Genomic DNA, 20,707 nt, shown 5'->3' with positions numbered 1-20,707 from the left:
TGTGGAAAATACAGTTAAAAAATTTGCGGTTTTAATTGATGCAGATAATTCATCTGTCAATTCGATTTCTTCTGTATTGGAAGAAGTGGCTAAATATGGAATTGCGAGTGTAAAGCGTGTTTATGGGGATTGGAGTAGCGACTCTTTAAAAAAATGGAGAGAAGTACTTTTGCCACATGCCATTACTCCTGTACAACAATTTGCTTACACAAGTGGTAAAGATGCAACAGATATGATTCTGATTATTGATGCGATGGACTTATTATATGGCGGTGCATTAGATGGATTTTGTATCGTATCTAGCGATAGTGACTTTACCCCTTTAGCTTCAAGAATTAGAGAAAGTGGTTTAATCGTTTATGGATTTGGGCGTAAAAAAACACCAGAGCCTTTTAAAAAAGCATGCGATAAATTTATTTCAATAGAAAATTTAATCACTGAAGAAAAAGAAGAAGAAAAACAGAATATTGATGTTAAAAATATTGAAGATATAAAAAAGACTCCTTCTGTTGAGAAGGAAAAGGAAGAGGTCAAACCACCAATTGATAAAGCAACGTTAAATCTAATCTATAAGGCTGTAAAAGATAACTCTGATGATAATGGTTGGGCATACTTAGGCTCAATCGGTACTTATTTAAGTACAGTAAAGCCTGATTTTGATACTCGTGATTATGGCTATACGAAGCTATCAGGATTGATAAAAGCGGTGGGAGTATTTGAAACAAAAATAGAAGGAAGCCAGATGTTTTTGAGAAAGGGTAGTTTTAGTGTATTTATTAAATTAGTTCAAAAAACTATTAAAGAATATGCGAATGAAAGTCATTGGGCAAAAGTGCAAGATGTCATTGATACTCTAAAAAAATCTGATTTAAATATAAGAAATTATGAGGAAGCAATTGAGTCTATCCATAATGGATGGGTTGAAATTAAGAAAGAGAAAAATCATAAACTAATTAAAATTACTAAAGTGATGCCTTGAATTAATTATAAAAAGGAAATGTAGTTAATGTGGAAAAAGATTCGAGTTGGTATTCTACTGGTCATTCTGCTGATTGTTGCAGTGAATGCTTGGCGTGATATGAACCAAGATTGGAGCAAGCCCATCTTTGTTTTATTACATCCAATTAATGCAGATGGTCAACGCTCCACATCAGTCTATATTCAGCAAATTTCAACAGATGATCTTGAAGAAATTAAACATTATTTAAGTTTGCAGTCTCAAGTATTTCGTGGACAACCGATTTCGTTCCATTTTCAACTTGGACGTGAATTAGATACTTTGCCACCTAAGTTTCCAGAATCAGGCCGTATATTGGATACAGTTCTGTGGAGCTTAAAATTTAGATTTTATGCATGGAAACAGCATCAAGGAGAAGATGGCTCACCATCGGTGACCCTGTATTTAAATTATTATGATCCGAAGTTGCTGAAAGTATTGAAGCACTCCACTGCATTGGAACGTGGACGTATTGGCTCGGTGAATCTATTTGCATCGCGAAAGCAAAGTTCGAGTAATAAGGTTGTTCTTGTACATGAGTTGTTACATACCTTTGGCGCCAAAGATAAATATGATTTTAAAACAGGGCAGCCACTCTATCCAACAGGCTATGCAAATCCTGAGCAACAACCACGCTACCCGCAACCACGTGCAGAAATCATGGGTGGATATATTCCGCTTTCAGAAAGTAAAAGCAAAACACCTGAAGAACTAGCAGATACTATGATCAGTCGACTCACTGCACAAGAAATGGGATGGGTGAAGTAGCATATAGACCTGTGCAATTTATCGCTAAGATTCTGCTCAAATAAAGCTTTATTTTCGTATAGATGCAGATTTTATACAGACAAACAACTGAATTAGATCAACAATAAAATCAATGAATAACAACCAAGAGAAGAATATGCGTACTGTAGGAAATGATTTAGTTCGTCATCAACTCCATGAAAACCGTAAATGGTATCTTCTGCTTGGAGCTTTATTGGTGATTTTTGGATTAGTGCTATTGGCTTCACTGAGTATGGCAACATTGACAGTTGTTGCATTGTTTGGTGCTTTAATGATGATCGGTGGGGCTTTACACCTGATTGCAGCATTTAAAATTTTTGATGGCGGTTTCCGTTGGCTTTGGGCGTTGTTTGGTGTGTTGTATATCGCAGCGGGTTATTATGCCTTTAAATCTCCGATTACCACTGCAGTGGTATTAACCAATTTACTGGCAATTGCTTTATTGATTGGCGGTTTTATTCGTATTTTTAATGCTTTTATGTTGAAACCAATGTCTGGATGGGGTTGGACATTATTTTCAGGGCTTTTAACATTGGCAACAGGCGCAATTATTTTGGCATCACCTGATTCTCCTTTTTGGGTACTCGGATTATTTTTAGGTGTGGATATTTTATTCCAAGGAGTGAACTATCTTACCTTCGCAGCAGCAATTAAACACATCCCTCCAGCGAGTCATTAAGGTTTCACTTGATATTTGAAATCGTATACGCTTTTAATAAAATGCCTGATGAATGACATCAGGCATTTTGCATTTTGGCGTAAATATTTATGCAACTAGAGCAGTATTCAGTTAAATCTTATCTTAATTAACACGCTTGAAAAGCGAAGTGTTGCCTAGATAAATTGATTAAAGTGCTAAAACGCAGCTTACTTTGCAACTTTATACTGGCTAGAAATGGCGATACGGTTCCATGTATTGATCACAATCGCAATCCATTCAATCGCTGTAATTTCATCACTAGATAAATGCTGTGCAGCTTGCTCATAAGCGTTATCTGGAAAATGTTGATTGGCAATTAAAGTAATCTCTTCAATTAAAACTAAGGCCGCACGTTCTTTTTCAGTAAAGTATTCACTCTCACGCCAAGCACTAATCAAGGCAATACGATCGGTTGACTCGCCCGCTTTAATTGCATCTTGGGTATGCATACGAACACAGAAAGCACATTGGTTAATTTGCGAGGCTCTTAATTTGAGCAAATGAGAGAATCCAACATCAAGCCCAGCTTGCTGAACTTTTTGCATAGATAAATTTTCAAGCTCGATGACCGTTTTATATAGTTCTGGGGCGGTCTTCCCAAGGTTTACACGTTGCATAGTTGTCATTTCTTTAGTCTTAATTATGAATTTATTAGTTTATCTATACTCGAAAAATCGTTATGTTAATTTTTGAATCTCATCAAAATGCATTTGCTCATGTCTAAAGTTTTTGTTCTTGCGCCTGACTCATTTAAAGAAAGTATGACAGCCGAACAAGCTTGTTTTGCAATGCAACGTGGCATTGAAAAAGTCATTGCTGATGCACAGTTTATTCATGTACCTATGGCAGATGGTGGTGAGGGAACAGTCGATGCTTTGGTCGCTGCACGAAGTGGTCGTAAAGTATATATTGAGGTCACTGGTCCATTGGTTCAGCAACGAATATCTACCTATTGGGGATTAATTGATGGCGGTCAAACGGCTGTTATAGAAATGGCGATGGCAAATGGTATTCATTTGATCGAAAAATCCCAACGTAATCCTTTGGTGACATCAACTCTGGGTACAGGGGAAATGATTAAAGCCGCTTTAGATTTGGGTGTTGATAAAATCATTATTGGTCTAGGTGGGAGCGTCACCAATGATGCTGGTGCTGGGATGGCACAGGCTTTAGGGGCAAAATTTTTAGATGAAAACAACCATCCTGTAGATGTGGGTGGTGGGCAGCTTCAACAGATCAAAAGCATTGATCTTTCACAACTCGATGTGCGTTTAAAAGCGACTGAGATTATTATTGCCAGTGATGTAAACAATCCATTATGTGGTCCAAATGGTGCTTCTTTTATTTTTGCACCACAGAAAGGAGCAACTGCTGAGATGGTTGGGATCTTAGATCAAAATCTTGATCATTTTGCTATGTTGGTGAAACAACAATTGCATGTGGATGTGGCAAATATTCAGGGTGCTGGTGCTGCAGGCGGTTTGGGTTTCGGACTTATGGCTTTTACAGGAGCAAAAATACGCTCTGGTATAGAAATCGTGATTAAAGAAACCCAACTTGAGGAAAAAATTGCCCAAGCAGATTATGTGTTTACTGGTGAGGGCGGGATTGATTTTCAAACTAAGTTTGGCAAAACACCTTTTGGGGTAGCACAAGTTGCTAAGCAGTTGAATAAACCTGTGATTGCTTTTGCAGGGCATATCGGTGAAGGCGCCGAGGAGCTTTATGCAGAAGGCTTTAGCGCAATTTTTGGTATTGTTGATGGTGCATGTGATTTAGCCACGGCATTAAAGCACGGTGAGCAAAATTTAGAACGCTGTAGTGAAAATGTGACACGGTTGTTAAGGTTATAAGCTGTTTTTATTGTTGAAGCCTTTCTTTAATCTCTCCAAAAGATAGGGGAATTTTATTGTCTTGAGTTTTTCTTCATTTTTATGTCCTGATTTAAGCGTCAATTCACGACTTGATTCTTGGGTTAAAATGCATAATTTCACTATAGCTCTGCTAAACTAGCAGCCATCCATAAAATGATGAGTGAAAATGAGTTTAGCCAACCTGATTAATGAATTAAACCCTCAACAAAAACAAGCTGCTACGACTGAAAAAAAACATAGTCTAGTTCTTGCTGGGGCAGGTTGTGGCAAAACCAAAACCATTGTGGCACGAGCTGCATATCTCATTGATCAGGGCATTCCTGCCAATCAAATCCAAATTCTGACATTTACCCGCCGTTCTGCCAGCGAGATTGTGGCGCGAGTAGAACTTGCTTTAGGTGATCAGGCCAAAGGGTTACGAGCATCTACATTTCATACCTTCTGCATGTATTTACTCAGACGCGTGCCAAAAGCTTTTGGATTAGATCAATTTTCGATTATAGATCGTGATGATCAATTGATGCTGTTTCGTTTGATTCGTGGAAAAGACGATAAAAAGAATCCCAACGCTTTACCCAAACCACAACAGCTTTGTGATTTATATTCCTTTGCGCGTAATACCCGACAAAAACTAAGTTTGGCTTTAGAAAAGCAATTGCCTGAGTTTTTAGATGATAAAGACCAAATTGCTGAAATCATGAAAGAGTACGAAACCCGAAAGCGGGCACGTAGTTTTCTAGATTACGACGATATTCTCGCCGTGGTTGCTTCTGCTTTGGCTCAGTCGGATGGCTTAGCAGATTATGTCGCGGGCTTATGTCAGTACATGCTAGTTGATGAAATGCAGGATACCAATCCTTTGCAATGGGCGATTCTTGAACCATTAAAAGACAAAACATCATTGTTCTGTGTGGGGGATGATGCACAGTCAATTTATGGTTTTCGTGGTGCGGATTTTGAAAATATCCACCATTTTAAAGAACGTGTACCAGATGCAGAGATTTTTAAATTAGAAAAAAATTATCGCTCTACTCAAGAAATTTTAGATTTTTCAAACTGGTTGCTTGATCAAAGCGATATTCATTACGATAAAAAACTTGAAGCTTATCGTGGTGAAGGCATTAAACCGCGAATGCATGTTTTTCCAAACGAGTTTGATGAAGCAAAATGGATCGCGATCGACATCAAAGAGCGACATTTATTAGAAGGTTCAGCTTGGCATGACCACATGGTGTTGGTGCGCTCAGCCTTTGCGGCAAGACATATTGAGGCTGCTTTTATCCAAGCCAATGTTCCTTACCGATTTATTGGTGGGATGAAGTTACTTGAAACAGCGCATGTTAAAGACTTACTGAGCTTATTGCGTGTTATTGCCAATCCATTGGATGATATTGCATGGATGCGGTTTTTAACCTTGTGGAATGGCGTGGGCGATGTCGGTGCGAGTAAGCTGGCGCAACAACTGTTACTTGATGCAGATATTGAGAAAATCACAGAAAAATTAGAAAAGTTTGGACGCATTCCTGACAATACATTGCTGATTATGAAGCAAATGAGTGTATTGAAAACTGAAGTTGAAGCCTGTGTAAAACTCGGTGTAGAGGCTATTCTCAATCAACTTGAAGAAAATTATGCCAAAAAAGATTGGCATAAACGGGTGGGTGATTTTGATTTGGTTAAGCAATTGGCATCTAAACATACCCAACTGAGCGAGTTCTTAGAAGAATATGTGCTTGATCCTGTTTCAATCAGTGAAATTGAACGTCAGTCGCAAGATGATGTGGTGACTTTAATTACGATCCATTCTGCGAAAGGTACAGAACAAAAGGTTTGCTATGTGGCAAATGTCTCTGCGGGGCAATATCCTAATGCACGTGCTCAAGGAAATTTCGATGAAGTTGAGGAAGAGCGTCGTGTGCTTTATGTGGCTTTAACACGCGCCCAAAATGAACTTATTTTAACCAAACAAAATTTAAGTTTTTGGGCCCATACGCAAACGGATGAACAAGGTCGTAAGATTGAAAGTTATTTTCTCAATGACTTAACTCGAAATTTATGTACTACAGAAACCCACTACAGACAGCGAGAGCAAACTGTAAAAAGTGCCTTAATCGAACGTCGGGCGATTAATTTAGATTTTGGTATAGATCTAGATTAAACTATAGCAATCGTTTTTCATTCAAAAAGTAGGTAGGCGAGTGCTTTTTGATGTTTTTTGCCTCGTTTATATTTTAAGGTTGTGAGATGAAAATTTTAGTTCGTAATTTAGAACGTACTGTAACTGAAGCTGAATTGTTAGAGTTATTTAAGCAATATGGTACAGTAGATACTTGTACTTTAGTGCTTGATACGGCAACAGGAAAATCGAAAGGTTTTGCTTTTGTTGAAATGCCACATGGTAGAGAAGCAGTCAAAGCGATTAAAGCTTTGAATACTTTGCGCTTACATGGTCATGGAATTCGTGTAAAAGCAGCGGAAGATAAGCCAGAAGCATAATTGGCAGATATTCTAAGGAGCATTTATTGCTCCTTTTTTTATTTTAGTATTTAAATGATCTCGCCAAATCATGATAAAAATAAAAACTTAAACTGATATTTTTGTAAAAACGAGCGCTATCTATTTTATTGACATACAACATGGATAAAATTCATTGTGATTTTTGTTCAATAAAGATTAAGCTAAGACTGTAAAGAATGCCAAAATCTTAGGGAACTTCCATGTCACGTGTAGCTCGCTTTCATGCAGACCGTACCAATCAAAAACTTTACTTTGCTCGTCTTGCATGTATGCAAGGAGAACAAACTGAAAATGTTCAACAAGCTCAAGCACATCGTGAAGCAGCAGTATTTCATTTACATGGTGCGGTTTTAGCCTTTCTGCAAGAGTTGGTACGTTATTACCGTTTAAATGATTTTTCCCCAACCTTAAAGTCAATCGAAGAAAATATGGCGGCTAAAGGACAAGTATCACCAGAAGTTTTAGTGATGCAAAAATTAGCCAAAGAAGGATTTATTGCCGAACTCAAAAGAGCATATCGACTTTGTCAGTATGCACCTGAGCCAAGTGCACCAGAACCAGAAGATGAAACATCATCAAACTTAATTATCAAAGTGACTCAAACACCACAAGCTTGGTTGCCTGATACAAAGATTCTAAGAGAGTGGCACCGAGATTTATCGCAGCTTATTGATGGTTTTCGTAATGAAATGGTTGAATTCTGATCTTTTTGATCAGATATACTTGAAATTTTGTTTTAAATGACTATATAAAATATCTACAAGATGCAAAGTGCATTCAGCACCTTGCCCCATGTTGAGCATGGAGGATTTATGTCTATCGAACAGTTAAAAGAGTTATTTGGAAATCAGGAAGCTATTTTGGAGTTGGTACAGCTCGAAGGTGGGGAGCTGGCACTGCGTAATGCAGGTTCTGAAAAAGAGCCATTGGTCACTATTCAATTTAATGAAGAAGTGAAAGCACTACTGGGTGATCAAACGCCAGCGATTGCGCAACAGATGATTCAAGCTGCATTATTTGCGTTACTTGAAAAACAGGCAGATGAATGGCACGCTGAAGTTGTAGATGAACAACCAAAATTTATGAGCTAGTGATTTCATTTATTCTAGAATAAATACAATAAACGCACTTTCGAGTGCGTTTTTCTTTGTATGTCAATAGCATGATATTCATAGAGGATATCAAAAGAAGATATCAAATTATAAAAGCTATATCTTTGTCCAATAGTGGCATTCATGCCACTATTGGAGGTAAACACCACGAATAAGCAAACTTTCACAAATAAATGTTCAGTTGCTTTAAGTGAGTTTTGACGATAGCCCTATTTCAATGTGTGGGTTCATGATGATGAGCAATTTGGATTTGGTTTAAAATATGATTACTCATGTTTTTCGCCATTTCTTCTTTTGCATAATACACTTCACCAACATTGTCTTTACGGATCACTTCAGCTTCTTCTTTATTTTCAGCACAGACTAACACTTGAATTTCTGGATTAAGTAGCTTGGCCGTATCGACAATTTTATGAATATCTACAATATCCATCGGTGAAATCACCAATAGTCGTGCATGTTGGATATGGGCTTGAATCAATACACTGGGTTCAGTTGCTCGACCAGAAACCGCAGCAATGCCTTTTTCACGCAAATTCTCTACAATCTCGCGGTTCTCTTCAGCGATAACCACTTTGATGCCATCATCCATCAATGTTTTGGTTATACGACGTCCGACTTCACCATGACCAACAATCACCACTTGATCGCGTAAATACGCTTGATCGACTTCATCTGGAAGCATCGCCAATGGGTCACCACTACGTTCAAGTAAGCGTGCTAAATGCGAACGCTCACGGATCCAGTTTTGTACTGGTTCAATCGCAGAAAATAGGAATGAATTGAGCGTGATGGAAAATAAAGCACCCGCTAAGATTAAGTTTTGTGCTTCAGGACTAAGCAATCCCAGCGATAAGCCTAAAGTTGCGAGAATAAAGGAAAACTCACCAATTTGTGCCAGACTGGCACCCACTGTTAATGCTGTGTTGATGGGATAACGGAAAAATAATACCAATGCCATTGCAGCTAACGTCTTACCAATCATAATAATGGCGATGACCGCTAAAATATGCAGAGGCTGTTCCACAAGGATACGCGGATCAAATAACATTCCGACAGAAACGAAAAATAGGATCGAAAAAATTTCTCGTAAAGGTAAGGTTTCCTCTTCTGCACGATGGCTAAAATCTGATTCCTTAACCACCATCCCGGCAAAGAATGCTCCAAGTGCCATAGAAACACCGAAGATTGCGTATGAGCCATATGCGATGGATACTGCTGCTGCGACCACAGTTAATGTAAAAAGCTCTCTAGAGCCTAAACGTGCCACATATTGCATAATCATTGGGACAAGTCGTTTCCCAATAATCAGCATAAATGCAATAAAACCTGTCACTTTTAATAGGGTAATACCGAGTGTTAACCAAATATTTTGATCAGATTCATGCCCTGCAATGGTGTGTCCGCCTAAAAGTACTGCTGTTGCAGGCAGTAGAACGAGGACTAAAACCATGACCAGATCTTCGACCAACAACCAACCAACGGCAATCTTACCATTCACCGAGTTAAGCAGTCCTTTGTCGCCTAATGCTTTGAGTAAAACCACAGTACTTGCACAAGATAAACTTAAGCCAAAGACCAGCGCAGAGCCAAAGCTCCAACCCCAAAAAATGGAAACAGCCATACCGAGTAATGTGGCAACTGCAATTTGTAAAATCGCACCAGGCAGGGCAATTTTTCGGACTTGCATTAAATCATTCAGTGAAAAATGCATCCCAACACCGAACATTAAGAACATGACACCTAATTCAGCAAGCTGATTGGCCAGCGCGATATCTGCAACAACACCTGGGGTATTGGGGCTGATGATAATTCCCGCAATTAAATAACCAATCAAAGGTGGTAGGCGTAATCGTGCAGCGATATAGCCAAAAATCAGTGCTATACCAAAACCAACTGCAAGTAAAATAATCAGATCTACATCATGAGGCACTAAATACTCCTTAAATCTTCAGGAGAAATCATTCAAAAAATCATTTCTTAAGGTAATGACTTTGTATAAAGCCATATAAAATGCACAATCAGTGCCAAATTCGTTAAAGAGTTTAACAAGTCGAAGAAAAAAAAGGCAAAAAAAAACGATCCAAATGGATCGTATTTTTTAAGAAAACTAAAATTATTTAATTTTAGCTTCTTTGAAGATTACGTGTTGACGGATTTTTGGATCAAATTTTTTGATTTCCATTTTTTCCGGCATAGTACGTTTGTTCTTAGTAGTGGTATAGAAATAACCTGTACCAGCAGTAGAAACTAAGCGAATTTTATCACGCATGGTTCAGACTCCTTAGATCTTTTGACCTTGAGCACGAAGGTCAGCAACAACCTTTTCAATGCCCAATTTGTCGATAATACGCATACCTTTAGTGGTTAAACGAAGACGTACGAAACGTTTTTCGCTTTCTAACCAGAAACGGTGGTGATGCAGGTTCGGCTCGAACCGGCGTTTAGTTTTGTTGTTGGCGTGTGAGACGTTGTTACCAACGACTGGACGCTTGCCGGTAACTTGGCAAACCTTAGACATGGTGTAACTCCATTGATTTAGCCAACAGCAAATCTGTATGGCCAGTCAAAATAAAACGGATTGAATTCATTCAAGGGGCGTTTTATACCAAAATTCCGCTTAAAAGACAAGCGGAATTCGTCAAAACGCAACATGATCCAATTTGATAGATCATGCCTTGATCAGTTAACGTAAGAAAGTTTTCTCTAAAATCTTATTTAGGGCTTTGTCATAAGGCGCTAATATGAATTTTAAGCTAAATAGCTTAGGAATAGACATTACCGAACGCTCATGTGATAAACCAAAGAAACCTTCTGGGCCATGATATTTGCCCATACCAGATGCGCCAACGCCACCAAATGGTAAATCGTCTTGTGCAACATGGGTAACTACGGAATTTTGACCGAAATGCCCAGAATGGGTACGTTGGGAAACGTATTCTGCGCGGGCATTGTCAAAGTCGAAGTAGTATAAAGCAAGTGGACGCGGTCTGCCATTAATAAAGTCAATCACATCGTCAATTTGATCATATTCCATAATAGGAAGAACTGGGCCAAAGATTTCATTCTTCATAATGTCCATTGTTGGTAGGACGCTTGTTAAGAATGTGGGCGCAATTTTACGTACACTTGCTAATTCTTCATTTTGAGGATTGATTTCAATCAGCTCAGCACCTTGCTGTCGTGCATCCTCTAAATAACCTTGAACGCGGTTATACTGCTTATCGTTGATAATACTAGTATAATCTTGATTGTCACGAATCGTTGGATACATTGTTGTTGCAACTTGTTTAAAGCTTTCAATAAACTCGGCAGTTTTTCCTCTAGGTAGGAACATATAGTCTGGTGCTACACAGGTTTGACCAGAGTTCCATAATTTACCAAAAGCAATACGTTCAGCGACCAGATTGAGATCGCTTGAAGGATGTACGATTACAGGTGATTTACCACCAAGCTCAAGAATAACAGGCACTAGATTTTCGGCAGCAGCAGACATGACGGTTTTACCGACATTGGTAGAGCCAGTAAAAATGATTTTATCGAATGCTAAATGTGAAAATGCATCTGAAATTTGACCACCACCATTCACCACGGCAACCAATTCTTGTGGAAAAGCTTCTGAGAGTGCATTTTCAAGTACGAAGCCAAAATTAGAAGATGAACTTGAAATTTTGAGTATTGCGTGATTTCCTGCAGCCAATGCACAAATCAGTGGACCAACAGAAAGTAACAATGGATAGTTCCATGGTGCAATAATTCCAATCACACCTAAAGGCTGATATTGCACCCAAGCTTTGGCTGGTTGGTGTAAGATAGACACATGGCGCTTAGATGGTTTCATCCATGCTGTTAAATGCTTGCTATAATATTTAATTTGTTCTAAACATGTGAGTAGTTCACCAATTTTAGTTTCGCTGATCGAACGATTCCCATAGTCTTGATTGATTGCTTCTGCAAATTGATCTTGGTATTTTACGAGAACTTTCTTTAAGCGAGCTAAACGTTCAATACGTTCCTTTGCTGTAGGAACAGGATAGCGTTGATAAGCGACTTTCTGTTGTTCAAGAATGTCATGCATACGTTGAACTTCAGGTGAGTAAGAAGTCATTGAATTTGTTTTTGTATGACTGTTCATGACAAACACCATTTACGAATAGGTTAATATAATATAATTTTTAGAGTAAATACTCTAAATAGTCAAGTCACTTTATGTTAGCTTGTGCTAACGGTTAAAAATGGTAATAGGATGTCGAGCTCCAAAACTTTGAAAACGAAAGACCGAATTTTGCAGATTAGTCTGCAACTTTTTAATGAGCGCGGCGAACGTGCAGTTACAACAAATCATATTGCAGCAGAGCTTGGGATCAGTCCTGGAAATTTGTATTATCATTTTCGAAACAAACAAGAAATCATCAAAGAATTGATGGAACAATACCAAAAAGAAACTTTAGATATGCTGTCATTACCCGATGACCGTGGAGTCAATGCGAATGATAAAATCCGTTATTTCCAAGTTTTAAGCAGCCAGCTATGGGAATATCGCTTTCTACATCGTGATGTTTATCATTTAATTGAAAATAATGATGACTTTAGAAAAATTTACCCTCGCTTCGCTGGCAAGGTGATGCAACAAGGGCAAAAAATTTATCATGCCTTTGTTGAGGCGGGACTTATGCAGATGACACCTTCTGAAATTGAAGCACTCATCATCAATATTTGGATCGTGCTGACCAACTGGACAAATTTTCTTTATATGTCTGGGCATTTAAGTGATTCGAACCATTTAGATGAAAAATGGATTTGGCAAGCATTGCGCCAGATGGTGTTTTTGGAAGGCCCTTATTTACGTGGCGAAAGTCGTGAAACCTATGAACGCTTGCTAGAAAGCTTCGGTTCTTCGGAATTATTTGCCAGTTTATCTGCTGTAAAACGTGATTGAGGCTGAATCAAGATTGAAAGCTGATGAAAAAGCGTTAAAATATTTGGCTGTTTTTAAATTAACTTATAAGTGATATCCATCAACATGAACATGACTACTGCCAACACAGCGCGTCTACTGATTACTTGTGAAGACAAGCCAGGAATCGTGCAAGCTGTATCGAGCTTTTTGTATCATCAGGGCGCTAACATTACTGCGCTTGATCAATACGCAACTGAAGCTCAAGGCGGGCGTTATTTTATGCGTGTTGAGTTCGAACTCGATCATTTGCAATCTCGTCGAGAGAGTCTCATTCAAACTTTCGCAAGCAATGTGGCTGAACGTTATAGTATGCATTGGCGTTTGGCTTTGGTCAGTGACATTAAAAAAGTCGGTATTTTGGTGTCTAAAGTTGACCATGCTTTGCTTGAGTTGTTATGGCGTCATTCTCGAGGTGGCTTACCTTGTGAAATTACCCAAGTGGTATCAAACCATGAAGACTTACGTGAATCTGTAGAAAACTTTGGTATTCCTTTTTATGTGGTTCCTGTTAATAAAGAAAATAAACGTGAAGCCTATACAAAGATCGATGAGTTGATGCAAGGCAATGATTTATTAGTTCTCGCACGTTATATGCAAATTCTTGATGAAGAGTTTGTACAAAAATGGGAAATGAAAGTGATCAATATTCATCACTCATTTTTACCTGCTTTTGTGGGGGCAAATCCATATAAACAGGCGTATGAAAAAGGCGTTAAATTGATTGGGGCAACAGCGCATTATGTGACTGCAGATCTGGATCAAGGTCCAATCATTGAGCAAGATGTAGAGCGAGTAAACCATGATTTTACTGTGGATCAACTGCGTGAATTAGGCCAAGACGTTGAACGTAATGTACTTGCTAGAGCGGTAAAATGGCATCTAGAAGACCGTATTATTGTCGATGGTAATAAGACTGTTGTTTTTCAGTAGCATATGAATATACATTTAATATGAGTCGTAAAACAAGGATGCTTTATGCATCCTTTTTTTATTTTTAATTTGTAAAATCGATTAAAAATATTGAAAAACCAGTTGCAAATGAAAACACTTCTCATTTATCATTGTTGCACTTTAATTGTTCTATCCGATGAGCTTAATCTATAAAATCATATTTTTGTAGTTTGCTCAATTTTAGGTATTTAGATTCTTATGAGTCAGTCTTCCATTGCACCACTTCAAACGCCACCACCGATGAAGAAAAAAGTCCTTGCTGCAGTATTAGCAGTTGTTGTCGGGCACGCAGGTGTGTTGTGGGGGGTAAGTCATATGAAACCATTTGAACTGCCTCAAATAAAGAAAGAACCTTTAAAAATCAAGTTTTTAAAGTTAAAAGAAGATGTTCCACCGCCGCCACCTCCTCCATCTGAACCCATCAAACCTAAAGTTCAACCAAAACCTATAGAGAAGAAAGTTGAGCCTAAACCAGTGGTTAAGCCAAAAATCATTGAGCAGAAAAAACCTGTAGAAAATGATGATCGGGCAAGAAAGCTTGAAGAACAAAAGCGTTTAGAAGAGCAACAGAAGCAGGATAAGGCACGTCAAGATGAGCAAAAACGTCTAGATGATCAAAAGCGTGCGGAACAGCAGAAACGTGAACAAGATGAACGTGACCGTCAAAAACGTGAACAAGATGAGCGCGATCGCCAACGTCGTGATCAAGAGCAAAGAAACACGCCGCGTAATGTAAACGAAGGTCAGGTGTCTTGGAGTCGTAGTCCACGTATCGCAAAAGAGCAATTACTTAAACTGATGTCTCCAGAAGATGGAACCAAGGTTGTAAATCTAGAAATTACTGCGGATGCGGGCGGAAATATTACCAATGTTCGTATTCTTCAATCCAGCGGTAATTCAAGTTTAGATAGTTATGTTGTTAAGCAGACTCAATCTGCAAAATTTAAAGCTTATAAAGAAAATGGTGCGGGTGTGCCGTTTAAAATTAGGCAAGATTTTGCGTTGTCGGTCTCTAAAGGTAAATAATTTTTTTAAGAATTAGGAAATGTGCATATGAACTTTTCAGTTTATTGGCAACATGCTGATGCGGTCAGTAAGACACTGTATTTTGTTTTATTGGCAATGTCTATTGCAACGTGGACTGTGTTCATTTTGCGTATTCTAGGCACGCGTCAACTCAAGCAGGTTGCTCAGGATCACCTTGCTCAGGCTTTAAAAGCCTTAAAAGCCAAGCTTGCGCCATTAAGCTTTGATCAACGTAAAGCAGTTGCAGAACAAGCGTTACTACGTCAAATTTCAGCTGAAAAAGCCAATGCAGAAAAAGGTGTTTCAGTTTTAGGAACGATTGCTTCACTTGCACCATTTGTAGGTTTGTTTGGTACAGTATGGGGAATCTTCCATGCGCTTGTTGCTGTAGGTAAAAGTGGTCAAGCCGGTTTAGCTCAAGTTGCAACACCAGTTGGTGAAGCACTGATCATGACGGGTTTAGGTCTTGCTGTTGCGATTCCAGCAGTATTGGCATATAACATTTGCGTACGTTTTAATCGGACATTGTCAAATGAGTTGCAAGATCAAGCACATGGTTTGTTAATTGATACGATGTTACAACAAGATTCTTCAACGCAAAAAGTTGAATCTGAATCTACAAATAAAGGTTTAGTTGGAGGTCAAGCTTAATGGCTTTTCAATTGGGAGAAGACAACGATTCTGGCATGAATGAGATGAATCTCATTCCGCTGATCGATATTATGTTGGTATTGATGATCATCTTCTTGGTGACAGCCACCGTTGCTAACCCATCGATACCATTAACTTTACCAAAGACCACAGCTGAAGTGATTGCGCCTCCACCTGAAGCAATTACCATCAGTATCAATCAGAATGGTGATGTGGCTTGGAATGATAAAGTCATCACTTTAGATGAATTGGCTAAACGATTTGATGAAGAAGGTCAAAAGCCAGTAAAACCAGCTGTTCAGTTAAGAGCGGATAAAGAATCTCGCTATGATACCGTTGCACAAGTGATGTCTCGTGCAAGTGAAGCAGGATTAAATGATCTTGCATTTATGAGTGATAATTAATTTGAATAATTACAAATATTTTAAAACCTCCTTTTAAGGAGGTTTTTTTATGTTGATTTAAAAACAGACTTTTGTGTGAACCAAAAATTGAGCATTAAAAATTGATATGCATTTAAATTTTGGTAAAACATAGATGGTATTTCTATCGTGAGGCGACATAAATGTCGCTAAGTTAGAGGAGGGTACAGACGTACCCCATCCAACATGAGCAAAAACAAAGTATTGCTTTGTTTGCAATGCAAGGTTTGCCATCCCACTACGAAAAGTGATTTAAACTATAAATGTAAAGCAAGGCATTATAAATTTGATCTTTAGAGATTTATCTTTCTGCAATAGTAAAAGTTTCATGCTTGATAAAGCTTAACCACTCCTAGAAATTATTCAAAAACTTAGTTTGACAAGAAGTCTAATAGTTTGAGTATTTAAAATACTTAATCTTTGAGTAAGTCTTGAAACTGGCTATGGAGTTTGAGTAATTTTGGCGGAATGGCAAAATTACAATAACCTTGTGCAGGATTACGGGCAAAGAAGTTTTGATGGTATTCTTCGGCAGGATGGAAGGCGGGTGCTGAACTGAGTTCAGTCACAATATTTAAGCCATCTGCTTTGAGCTGTTCAATAAATTGCTCCGATTCAAGTTTTTGCTGTTCATTAAAGTAATAAATCACCGAACGATATTGTGTTCCAATATCATTACCTTGGCGGTTTAATGTGGTTGGATCATGAATTGCAAAAAAAACCGTGAGTAATTGCTGATAACTGATTTGCTGTTCATTAAATTCAATCAAAATCACTTCAGCATGATTGGTATCCCCATTACAAATTGCTTCATAAGTTGGATTGGGAGTATGCCCGCCAGCATAACCACTGACTACGTGATTGACACCTTTGAGCTGTAAAAATACGGCTTCGGTACACCAAAAGCAGCCACCACCAAATAGAGCCTGTTGCATGTGAAGATCCCTTTATTTTTAAATTATAGAAAAGATGAAACGATACTAAAGATCATATCGTGAACTTGCTTAGTTTGTCATATAACCATTTAAGCATAGGTACAATACCTGTTTGATTCACTAAAGAGATCTGTTTAAATTGTTGCAAAATTTTAAAAGAGCAATCTACTTAAATTGCTGTTAACAACTTAAACTTTTATATTTAAGTCGAATCAAAAGACATTCAATAGAATGCCTTTTACTCATGATAATTTATTCGTCGTCTAATAAATCCATTTGTTTTGCAATTTGATAGAGATTATTTGAACGATTCCCTGTACGACAAAACATAAGTACTGGTTTTGGAAGCTCGTTAAAGCGGTTAGCAAAGCTTCTGACATCAACTTCTGTGATTTGACCAGCAACGACAGGTAGAAATACATAGTCCAAACCTGCTGCACGTGCAGCTTCTTCAATTTGAGCACTTGTGGGCTGTTCAGTTCCGCCTTCCAAATCAGGACGATTATTCATTACAGACTTAAAGCCTTTTTCTGCCACTTGAGCAATATGTTCTGGACCAATTTGACCAGCAAAACCAACATTTTCACTCATTTCGTCACTCCTATATGATTTAAAATCCAATATGCTATATATAATAGCATTAAGCTCAGAACTGAGTTTGAACGATAAAAGATTTATAAAAGAAATATCTATAAAAGATAACGCAATGGAGTGTGTATGTACGCATATACAGTTGAACCACTATATATCCCCATTGGACAAGAAGTCATAGCGGCAGATTTTTATCGACCTAAAAATCTAAAAAAACCTGCTGTTATTATTATGGCTCATGGATTTGCATGTTTAAGACAATTTAAGTTGGTGAGCTATGCGCAAAAAATTGCACAGGCAGGCTACGCGGTTGTGCTGTTTGATTATCGTTTTTGGGGAGGAAGTACAGGCTTTCCTCGTGAACTCATTTCATTGCAAAACAGTTGGATGATTGGAAAACCGTGGTGAGTTATGTCGCAACACAAAAGAAAATTAATCCAAAAAAAATAGTGCTTTGGGGGACTTCTTTGAGTGGCGGCTATGTACTTAGTCTTGCAAGTGAGCTAAAAAGTGTCCAAGCCATTATGGTGCAAGTGCCTTATGTGGATGGGGCAGAAACTGCAAAATTATTTCCAATTCAACAGTTACCCAAGGCATTAAAAATATCCAGTCAAGATTATATGGGGGCAAAAGTTGGGATACTTCCACGAACTTTACCTGTGGTGCACCCCTTTGATTTATGCTTTATTCCGACTAAAGATAGTTATAACGGCTATATGTCAATTGTAAATCCAGACTACTTTTGGAGTGGTGAAGTTCCAGCACGTGTATTTTTTAATTTAATTCGCTTTAGACCCATTCAGACCGTTAGAAGTATTAATATTCCTGTGCTATTTATTGCGGCTAAAAAAGATAGTTTTATCCCTATTGAATCTAGCCGAGAAACTGCAACAAATATTGCACCTTTTGTGCAATATCATGAATGGGATATGGCGCATTTTGATATTTATCATGGGAAATGGTTGGAAAAATCAATTTTGACCCAATTAGAGTTTTTACATCAACATATTGGAGTGAGCTAGATGATTATTGTATGTCCATCATGTGGCGCAAAAAACCGAGTTCCCGAAGATAAATTAAATGCTCAACCCACTTGTGGTCAATGTCATCAAAATTTGATTGCACTTGCTCCTATTGAGTTAAATGAACAAAATTTCAGTAATTTTGTTAGTCATAGTGATTTGCCAATTATGATTGACTTATGGGCCGAGTGGTGTGGTCCTTGTAAAATGATGGCACCACATTTTGCTGAGGTTGCAAAAAATAACCCTCATGTGGTTTTTGCTAAAATTGATACCGAAGCGAATCCACGCTTAAGTAGTGCATTTAATATTCGCAGCATTCCAACTTTGGTTTTAATGAATAAAACCACGGAAGTTGCTAGAATAAGTGGTGCATTACGTGCTAGCCAATTACAAGAATGGTTAGATCAACAATTGAATGCCCATAAGTAATTTAGGGGCTCGGAGTTATTGTGTCAGATTCTCATGTAAAACCTGAAGGTACACTGTCTTTACAAACCATCGCAATGCCAGCAGATACAAACTGGAGTGGTGACGTTTTTGGTGGTTGGATTGTTTCACAAATGGATTTGGCTGGCGCAATTCATGCAGAACGCTTTAGTAAAGGGCGTTGTGCAACGATTTCGATTAATCAGATGACTTTTCTTGTTCCCGTAAAAGTGGGGGATGTGATCAGCTGTTATACCAAGCTGTTAAAGGTCGGTAATACATCGATTCAAATGCAGATTGAAGTTTGGGATAGTCATGACAGCTCTCGTGCTGCCAAACGAGTGACTGCTGGTGTATTTACCTTTGTCGCTGTAGATGTTGCGGGAAATAAACGTCAAATATCTGAAGATGTAAAACAGAAGTATTTAGCTTCGCAAAGTGCATAAATACTCGATATAAAAAATCCCAACATTGTTTGGGATTTTTTTATGGAATATGTGTTTTGAATGGTTTATGCAAATATCTTATTAGAACATGGTATTACTATTAGCGCTTGATTCGGGAACAGCTTGTTGTACATCCCAGTGTTCAAGAATTTTTCCATTTTCGACTCTAAAGATATCGACAATTGCAACACCACGATCATGTGGATTTTGAGCTGAATGAACGTGTAAAAACACTAAATTTCCTTCAGCTACTGCACGTTTGATTAGACTTCTTGCTTCTGGATTGTTTTGGAAATACTGAGTAAAGTGATTTACAAAAGGTGCTTTGCCATCTGGAACACGTGGATTGTGTTGAATATACCGATCACCAATATAACGATCTGCATATGTTTTGACTTGATGCTTTTGAAATACACCCTCATAAAAATCAGTCACAATAGCTTTATTTTGTTGCGCTTGTTGGGTTCTTGAATTTGCTGCTAATGTGTTGTTCATTGTAGTAGTAGCAACGTGACTTGGATTTTGGGCACATGCAGTGAGAAATATAATAGGGCTTAGAGTTAGGCTGAGTACAATAAATTTTCTTGGCGTAGCTGATCGCATGATTATCCTCTATAGTTCAAGTCTCAATAGTTCAAGATGGTGGTGGAAATAACACCATCTTGATGAGGAAGTAAGCATGAATATAGTGAATAATGGTCACTCATTATTTGTACTTTGGTAAATTTTATACTAACTAAACAGTAAGTTTTATTTACATTTGCAGATTTTTACTTATTTCTTTTTCAGGCGTTCTTTTGACACCCAAGCCCACACCATTTGGCATTCGACAGGCTCTTTTCCAGACTCATCCATAATGGTGACTGGAACTAGCGTTTCACCTTTTTCAGAGCTTTGCATTTCTAAAATTTGTTCTTTGCTCAATGTCGCTGTTGCTGTCATATCACCTTTAGACGGTCGTTTATATTCAATATGCATGCTTTTGATCAATACAATTGAACTATCAGGAACATTCATACCTGTGACAAAGCCTGTTGCTGTTTCAGCAATCAGCGCCATTGCAACAGCGTGTAATTGTCCAATATGGTTTTGCATAGCACGGTGATTTTTAATTTCAACCACAACTTTTGAATGGCTGACCTCTAGGTATTTAATATTGGCTGTACCCACCATAGGCACAACTCGACCAAACGCCTTACTCCAGAGCGTACTACGAATGCCTTTAGGGAATTTAGAGGTCGCTTTCACAAGTTTAGATAAACGGTTGGTCTGAGTCATGTCTTAA

24 protein-coding genes and 1 pseudogene are annotated in these 20,707 nt (G+C 38.2%); 16 read left to right on the top strand and 9 right to left on the bottom strand.

The window, feature by feature from the left end:
* Position 1: 1 nt before the first annotated feature.
* The 3 genes from ACG9ZL_RS02165 (at position 2) to ACG9ZL_RS02155 (ending at position 2,465) form a co-directional block, all read left to right on the top strand.
* The gene (locus ACG9ZL_RS02165) at positions 2-979 is read left to right on the top strand and encodes an NYN domain-containing protein (protein WP_419358910.1); all 978 of its coding nucleotides are present in this window, start codon (positions 2-4) and stop codon (positions 977-979) included.
* A gap of 27 nt (positions 980-1,006) precedes the next feature.
* A complete protein-coding gene (locus ACG9ZL_RS02160; RefSeq protein WP_419358908.1) occupies positions 1,007-1,765 on the top strand; it encodes a hypothetical protein in 759 nt (252 codons plus the stop codon).
* A 136-nt stretch (positions 1,766-1,901) separates the two neighbouring features.
* Positions 1,902-2,465, top strand: a complete 564-nt coding sequence (locus ACG9ZL_RS02155; protein ID WP_336952580.1) for an HdeD family acid-resistance protein — start codon at positions 1,902-1,904, stop codon at positions 2,463-2,465.
* 188 nt (positions 2,466-2,653) lie between these two features.
* On the opposite strand, the gene ACG9ZL_RS02150 is transcribed toward ACG9ZL_RS02155, so the two are convergent.
* Entirely contained in the window at positions 2,654-3,103 is a 450-nt protein-coding gene (locus tag ACG9ZL_RS02150) for a carboxymuconolactone decarboxylase family protein (protein WP_419359053.1), read from the bottom strand.
* Positions 3,104-3,202: 99 nt separating this feature from the next.
* On the opposite strand from ACG9ZL_RS02150, the gene ACG9ZL_RS02145 reads away from it, so the two are divergent.
* The 5 genes from ACG9ZL_RS02145 to ACG9ZL_RS02125 all read left to right on the top strand — a co-directional run bounded on the left by ACG9ZL_RS02145 (position 3,203) and on the right by ACG9ZL_RS02125 (position 7,968).
* The gene (locus ACG9ZL_RS02145; RefSeq protein WP_336952168.1) at positions 3,203-4,339 is read left to right on the top strand and encodes a glycerate kinase family protein; all 1,137 of its coding nucleotides are present in this window, start codon (positions 3,203-3,205) and stop codon (positions 4,337-4,339) included.
* A 187-nt stretch (positions 4,340-4,526) separates the two neighbouring features.
* Positions 4,527-6,518, top strand: coding sequence for an ATP-dependent helicase (locus ACG9ZL_RS02140; protein ID WP_419358906.1), 1,992 nt, complete (start codon positions 4,527-4,529; stop codon positions 6,516-6,518).
* Between the two features lie 86 nt (positions 6,519-6,604).
* Complete coding sequence (locus tag ACG9ZL_RS02135; protein WP_336952167.1) at positions 6,605-6,856, top strand: RNA recognition motif domain-containing protein; 252 nt, start codon at positions 6,605-6,607, stop codon at positions 6,854-6,856.
* A gap of 221 nt (positions 6,857-7,077) precedes the next feature.
* Positions 7,078-7,581 carry a DUF6586 family protein gene (locus ACG9ZL_RS02130; RefSeq protein WP_004718012.1) on the top strand — a complete coding sequence of 168 codons (504 nt, stop codon included), beginning with the start codon at positions 7,078-7,080 and terminating at the stop codon, positions 7,579-7,581.
* Positions 7,582-7,689: 108 nt separating this feature from the next.
* Positions 7,690-7,968 carry a hypothetical protein gene (locus ACG9ZL_RS02125; protein WP_336952165.1) on the top strand — a complete coding sequence of 93 codons (279 nt, stop codon included), beginning with the start codon at positions 7,690-7,692 and terminating at the stop codon, positions 7,966-7,968.
* Positions 7,969-8,203: 235 nt separating this feature from the next.
* Here ACG9ZL_RS02125 and ACG9ZL_RS02120 read toward each other — a convergent pair whose 3' ends face one another.
* The 4 genes from ACG9ZL_RS02120 to ACG9ZL_RS02105 all read right to left on the bottom strand — a co-directional run bounded on the left by ACG9ZL_RS02120 (position 8,204) and on the right by ACG9ZL_RS02105 (position 12,124).
* Positions 8,204-9,922 (bottom strand): cation:proton antiporter, encoded by a 1,719-nt coding sequence (locus ACG9ZL_RS02120; protein ID WP_336952164.1) that lies wholly within the window; start codon positions 9,920-9,922, stop codon positions 8,204-8,206.
* Positions 9,923-10,105: 183 nt separating this feature from the next.
* The gene (gene rpmG / locus ACG9ZL_RS02115; protein WP_003654787.1) at positions 10,106-10,261 is read right to left on the bottom strand and encodes a 50S ribosomal protein L33; all 156 of its coding nucleotides are present in this window, start codon (positions 10,259-10,261) and stop codon (positions 10,106-10,108) included.
* A gap of 12 nt (positions 10,262-10,273) precedes the next feature.
* Entirely contained in the window at positions 10,274-10,510 is a 237-nt protein-coding gene (gene rpmB / locus ACG9ZL_RS02110) for a 50S ribosomal protein L28 (RefSeq protein ID WP_000048256.1), read from the bottom strand.
* Between the two features lie 165 nt (positions 10,511-10,675).
* Entirely contained in the window at positions 10,676-12,124 is a 1,449-nt protein-coding gene (locus tag ACG9ZL_RS02105) for a coniferyl aldehyde dehydrogenase (RefSeq protein WP_336952162.1), read from the bottom strand.
* Positions 12,125-12,235: 111 nt separating this feature from the next.
* On the opposite strand from ACG9ZL_RS02105, the gene ACG9ZL_RS02100 reads away from it, so the two are divergent.
* The 5 genes from ACG9ZL_RS02100 (at position 12,236) to ACG9ZL_RS02080 (ending at position 15,981) form a co-directional block, all read left to right on the top strand.
* Positions 12,236-12,928 (top strand): TetR/AcrR family transcriptional regulator, encoded by a 693-nt coding sequence (locus ACG9ZL_RS02100; RefSeq protein WP_034611676.1) that lies wholly within the window; start codon positions 12,236-12,238, stop codon positions 12,926-12,928.
* An 84-nt stretch (positions 12,929-13,012) separates the two neighbouring features.
* Positions 13,013-13,879: a formyltetrahydrofolate deformylase gene (gene purU, locus ACG9ZL_RS02095; RefSeq protein WP_336952161.1), complete on the top strand. Its 867-nt coding sequence runs from the start codon at positions 13,013-13,015 to the stop codon at positions 13,877-13,879.
* 219 nt (positions 13,880-14,098) lie between these two features.
* Positions 14,099-14,926 (top strand): energy transducer TonB family protein, encoded by an 828-nt coding sequence (locus ACG9ZL_RS02090; protein ID WP_336952160.1) that lies wholly within the window; start codon positions 14,099-14,101, stop codon positions 14,924-14,926.
* A 27-nt stretch (positions 14,927-14,953) separates the two neighbouring features.
* Entirely contained in the window at positions 14,954-15,577 is a 624-nt protein-coding gene (locus ACG9ZL_RS02085) for a MotA/TolQ/ExbB proton channel family protein (protein WP_004818829.1), read from the top strand.
* Positions 15,577-15,981, top strand: a complete 405-nt coding sequence (locus ACG9ZL_RS02080) for an ExbD/TolR family protein (RefSeq protein ID WP_004717995.1) — start codon at positions 15,577-15,579, stop codon at positions 15,979-15,981. The genes ACG9ZL_RS02085 and ACG9ZL_RS02080 overlap by 1 nt, the downstream gene beginning before the upstream one ends.
* Before the next feature lie 431 nt (positions 15,982-16,412).
* On the opposite strand, the gene msrA is transcribed toward ACG9ZL_RS02080, so the two are convergent.
* Together msrA and ACG9ZL_RS02070 are read right to left on the bottom strand one after the other, a co-directional pair.
* The gene (gene msrA / locus ACG9ZL_RS02075; protein WP_419358905.1) at positions 16,413-16,934 is read right to left on the bottom strand and encodes a peptide-methionine (S)-S-oxide reductase MsrA; all 522 of its coding nucleotides are present in this window, start codon (positions 16,932-16,934) and stop codon (positions 16,413-16,415) included.
* Between the two features lie 252 nt (positions 16,935-17,186).
* A complete protein-coding gene (locus ACG9ZL_RS02070; RefSeq protein ID WP_151956787.1) occupies positions 17,187-17,525 on the bottom strand; it encodes a protein tyrosine phosphatase family protein in 339 nt (112 codons plus the stop codon).
* A 126-nt stretch (positions 17,526-17,651) separates the two neighbouring features.
* Between ACG9ZL_RS02070 and ACG9ZL_RS02065 the strand changes: the two are divergent.
* From ACG9ZL_RS02065 to ACG9ZL_RS02055, 3 genes and pseudogenes are all read left to right on the top strand, one after another.
* Positions 17,652-18,547: pseudogene (locus tag ACG9ZL_RS02065) on the top strand (alpha/beta hydrolase).
* Positions 18,548-18,979 carry a thioredoxin TrxC gene (trxC, locus tag ACG9ZL_RS02060; RefSeq protein WP_419358903.1) on the top strand — a complete coding sequence of 144 codons (432 nt, stop codon included), beginning with the start codon at positions 18,548-18,550 and terminating at the stop codon, positions 18,977-18,979.
* Between the two features lie 74 nt (positions 18,980-19,053).
* On the top strand, positions 19,054-19,422 hold the full coding sequence (locus tag ACG9ZL_RS02055) for an acyl-CoA thioesterase (RefSeq protein ID WP_419327076.1): 369 nt from the start codon (positions 19,054-19,056) through the stop codon (positions 19,420-19,422).
* 81 nt (positions 19,423-19,503) lie between these two features.
* Here ACG9ZL_RS02055 and ACG9ZL_RS02050 read toward each other — a convergent pair whose 3' ends face one another.
* Complete coding sequence (locus ACG9ZL_RS02050; protein ID WP_419358901.1) at positions 19,504-20,025, bottom strand: nuclear transport factor 2 family protein; 522 nt, start codon at positions 20,023-20,025, stop codon at positions 19,504-19,506.
* Positions 20,026-20,196: 171 nt separating this feature from the next.
* Positions 20,197-20,700, bottom strand: coding sequence for a DUF4442 domain-containing protein (locus tag ACG9ZL_RS02045; protein ID WP_004717985.1), 504 nt, complete (start codon positions 20,698-20,700; stop codon positions 20,197-20,199).
* Between the last annotated feature and the right edge of the window lie 7 nt (positions 20,701-20,707).

Origin of the sequence: Acinetobacter legionensis (genome assembly GCF_048551735.1) — a bacterium.
GTDB lineage: Bacteria > Pseudomonadota > Gammaproteobacteria > Pseudomonadales > Moraxellaceae > Acinetobacter.
Note: the sequence above shows the minus strand (reverse complement) of the source record. Positions and strands in the feature narration are given on the sequence as shown.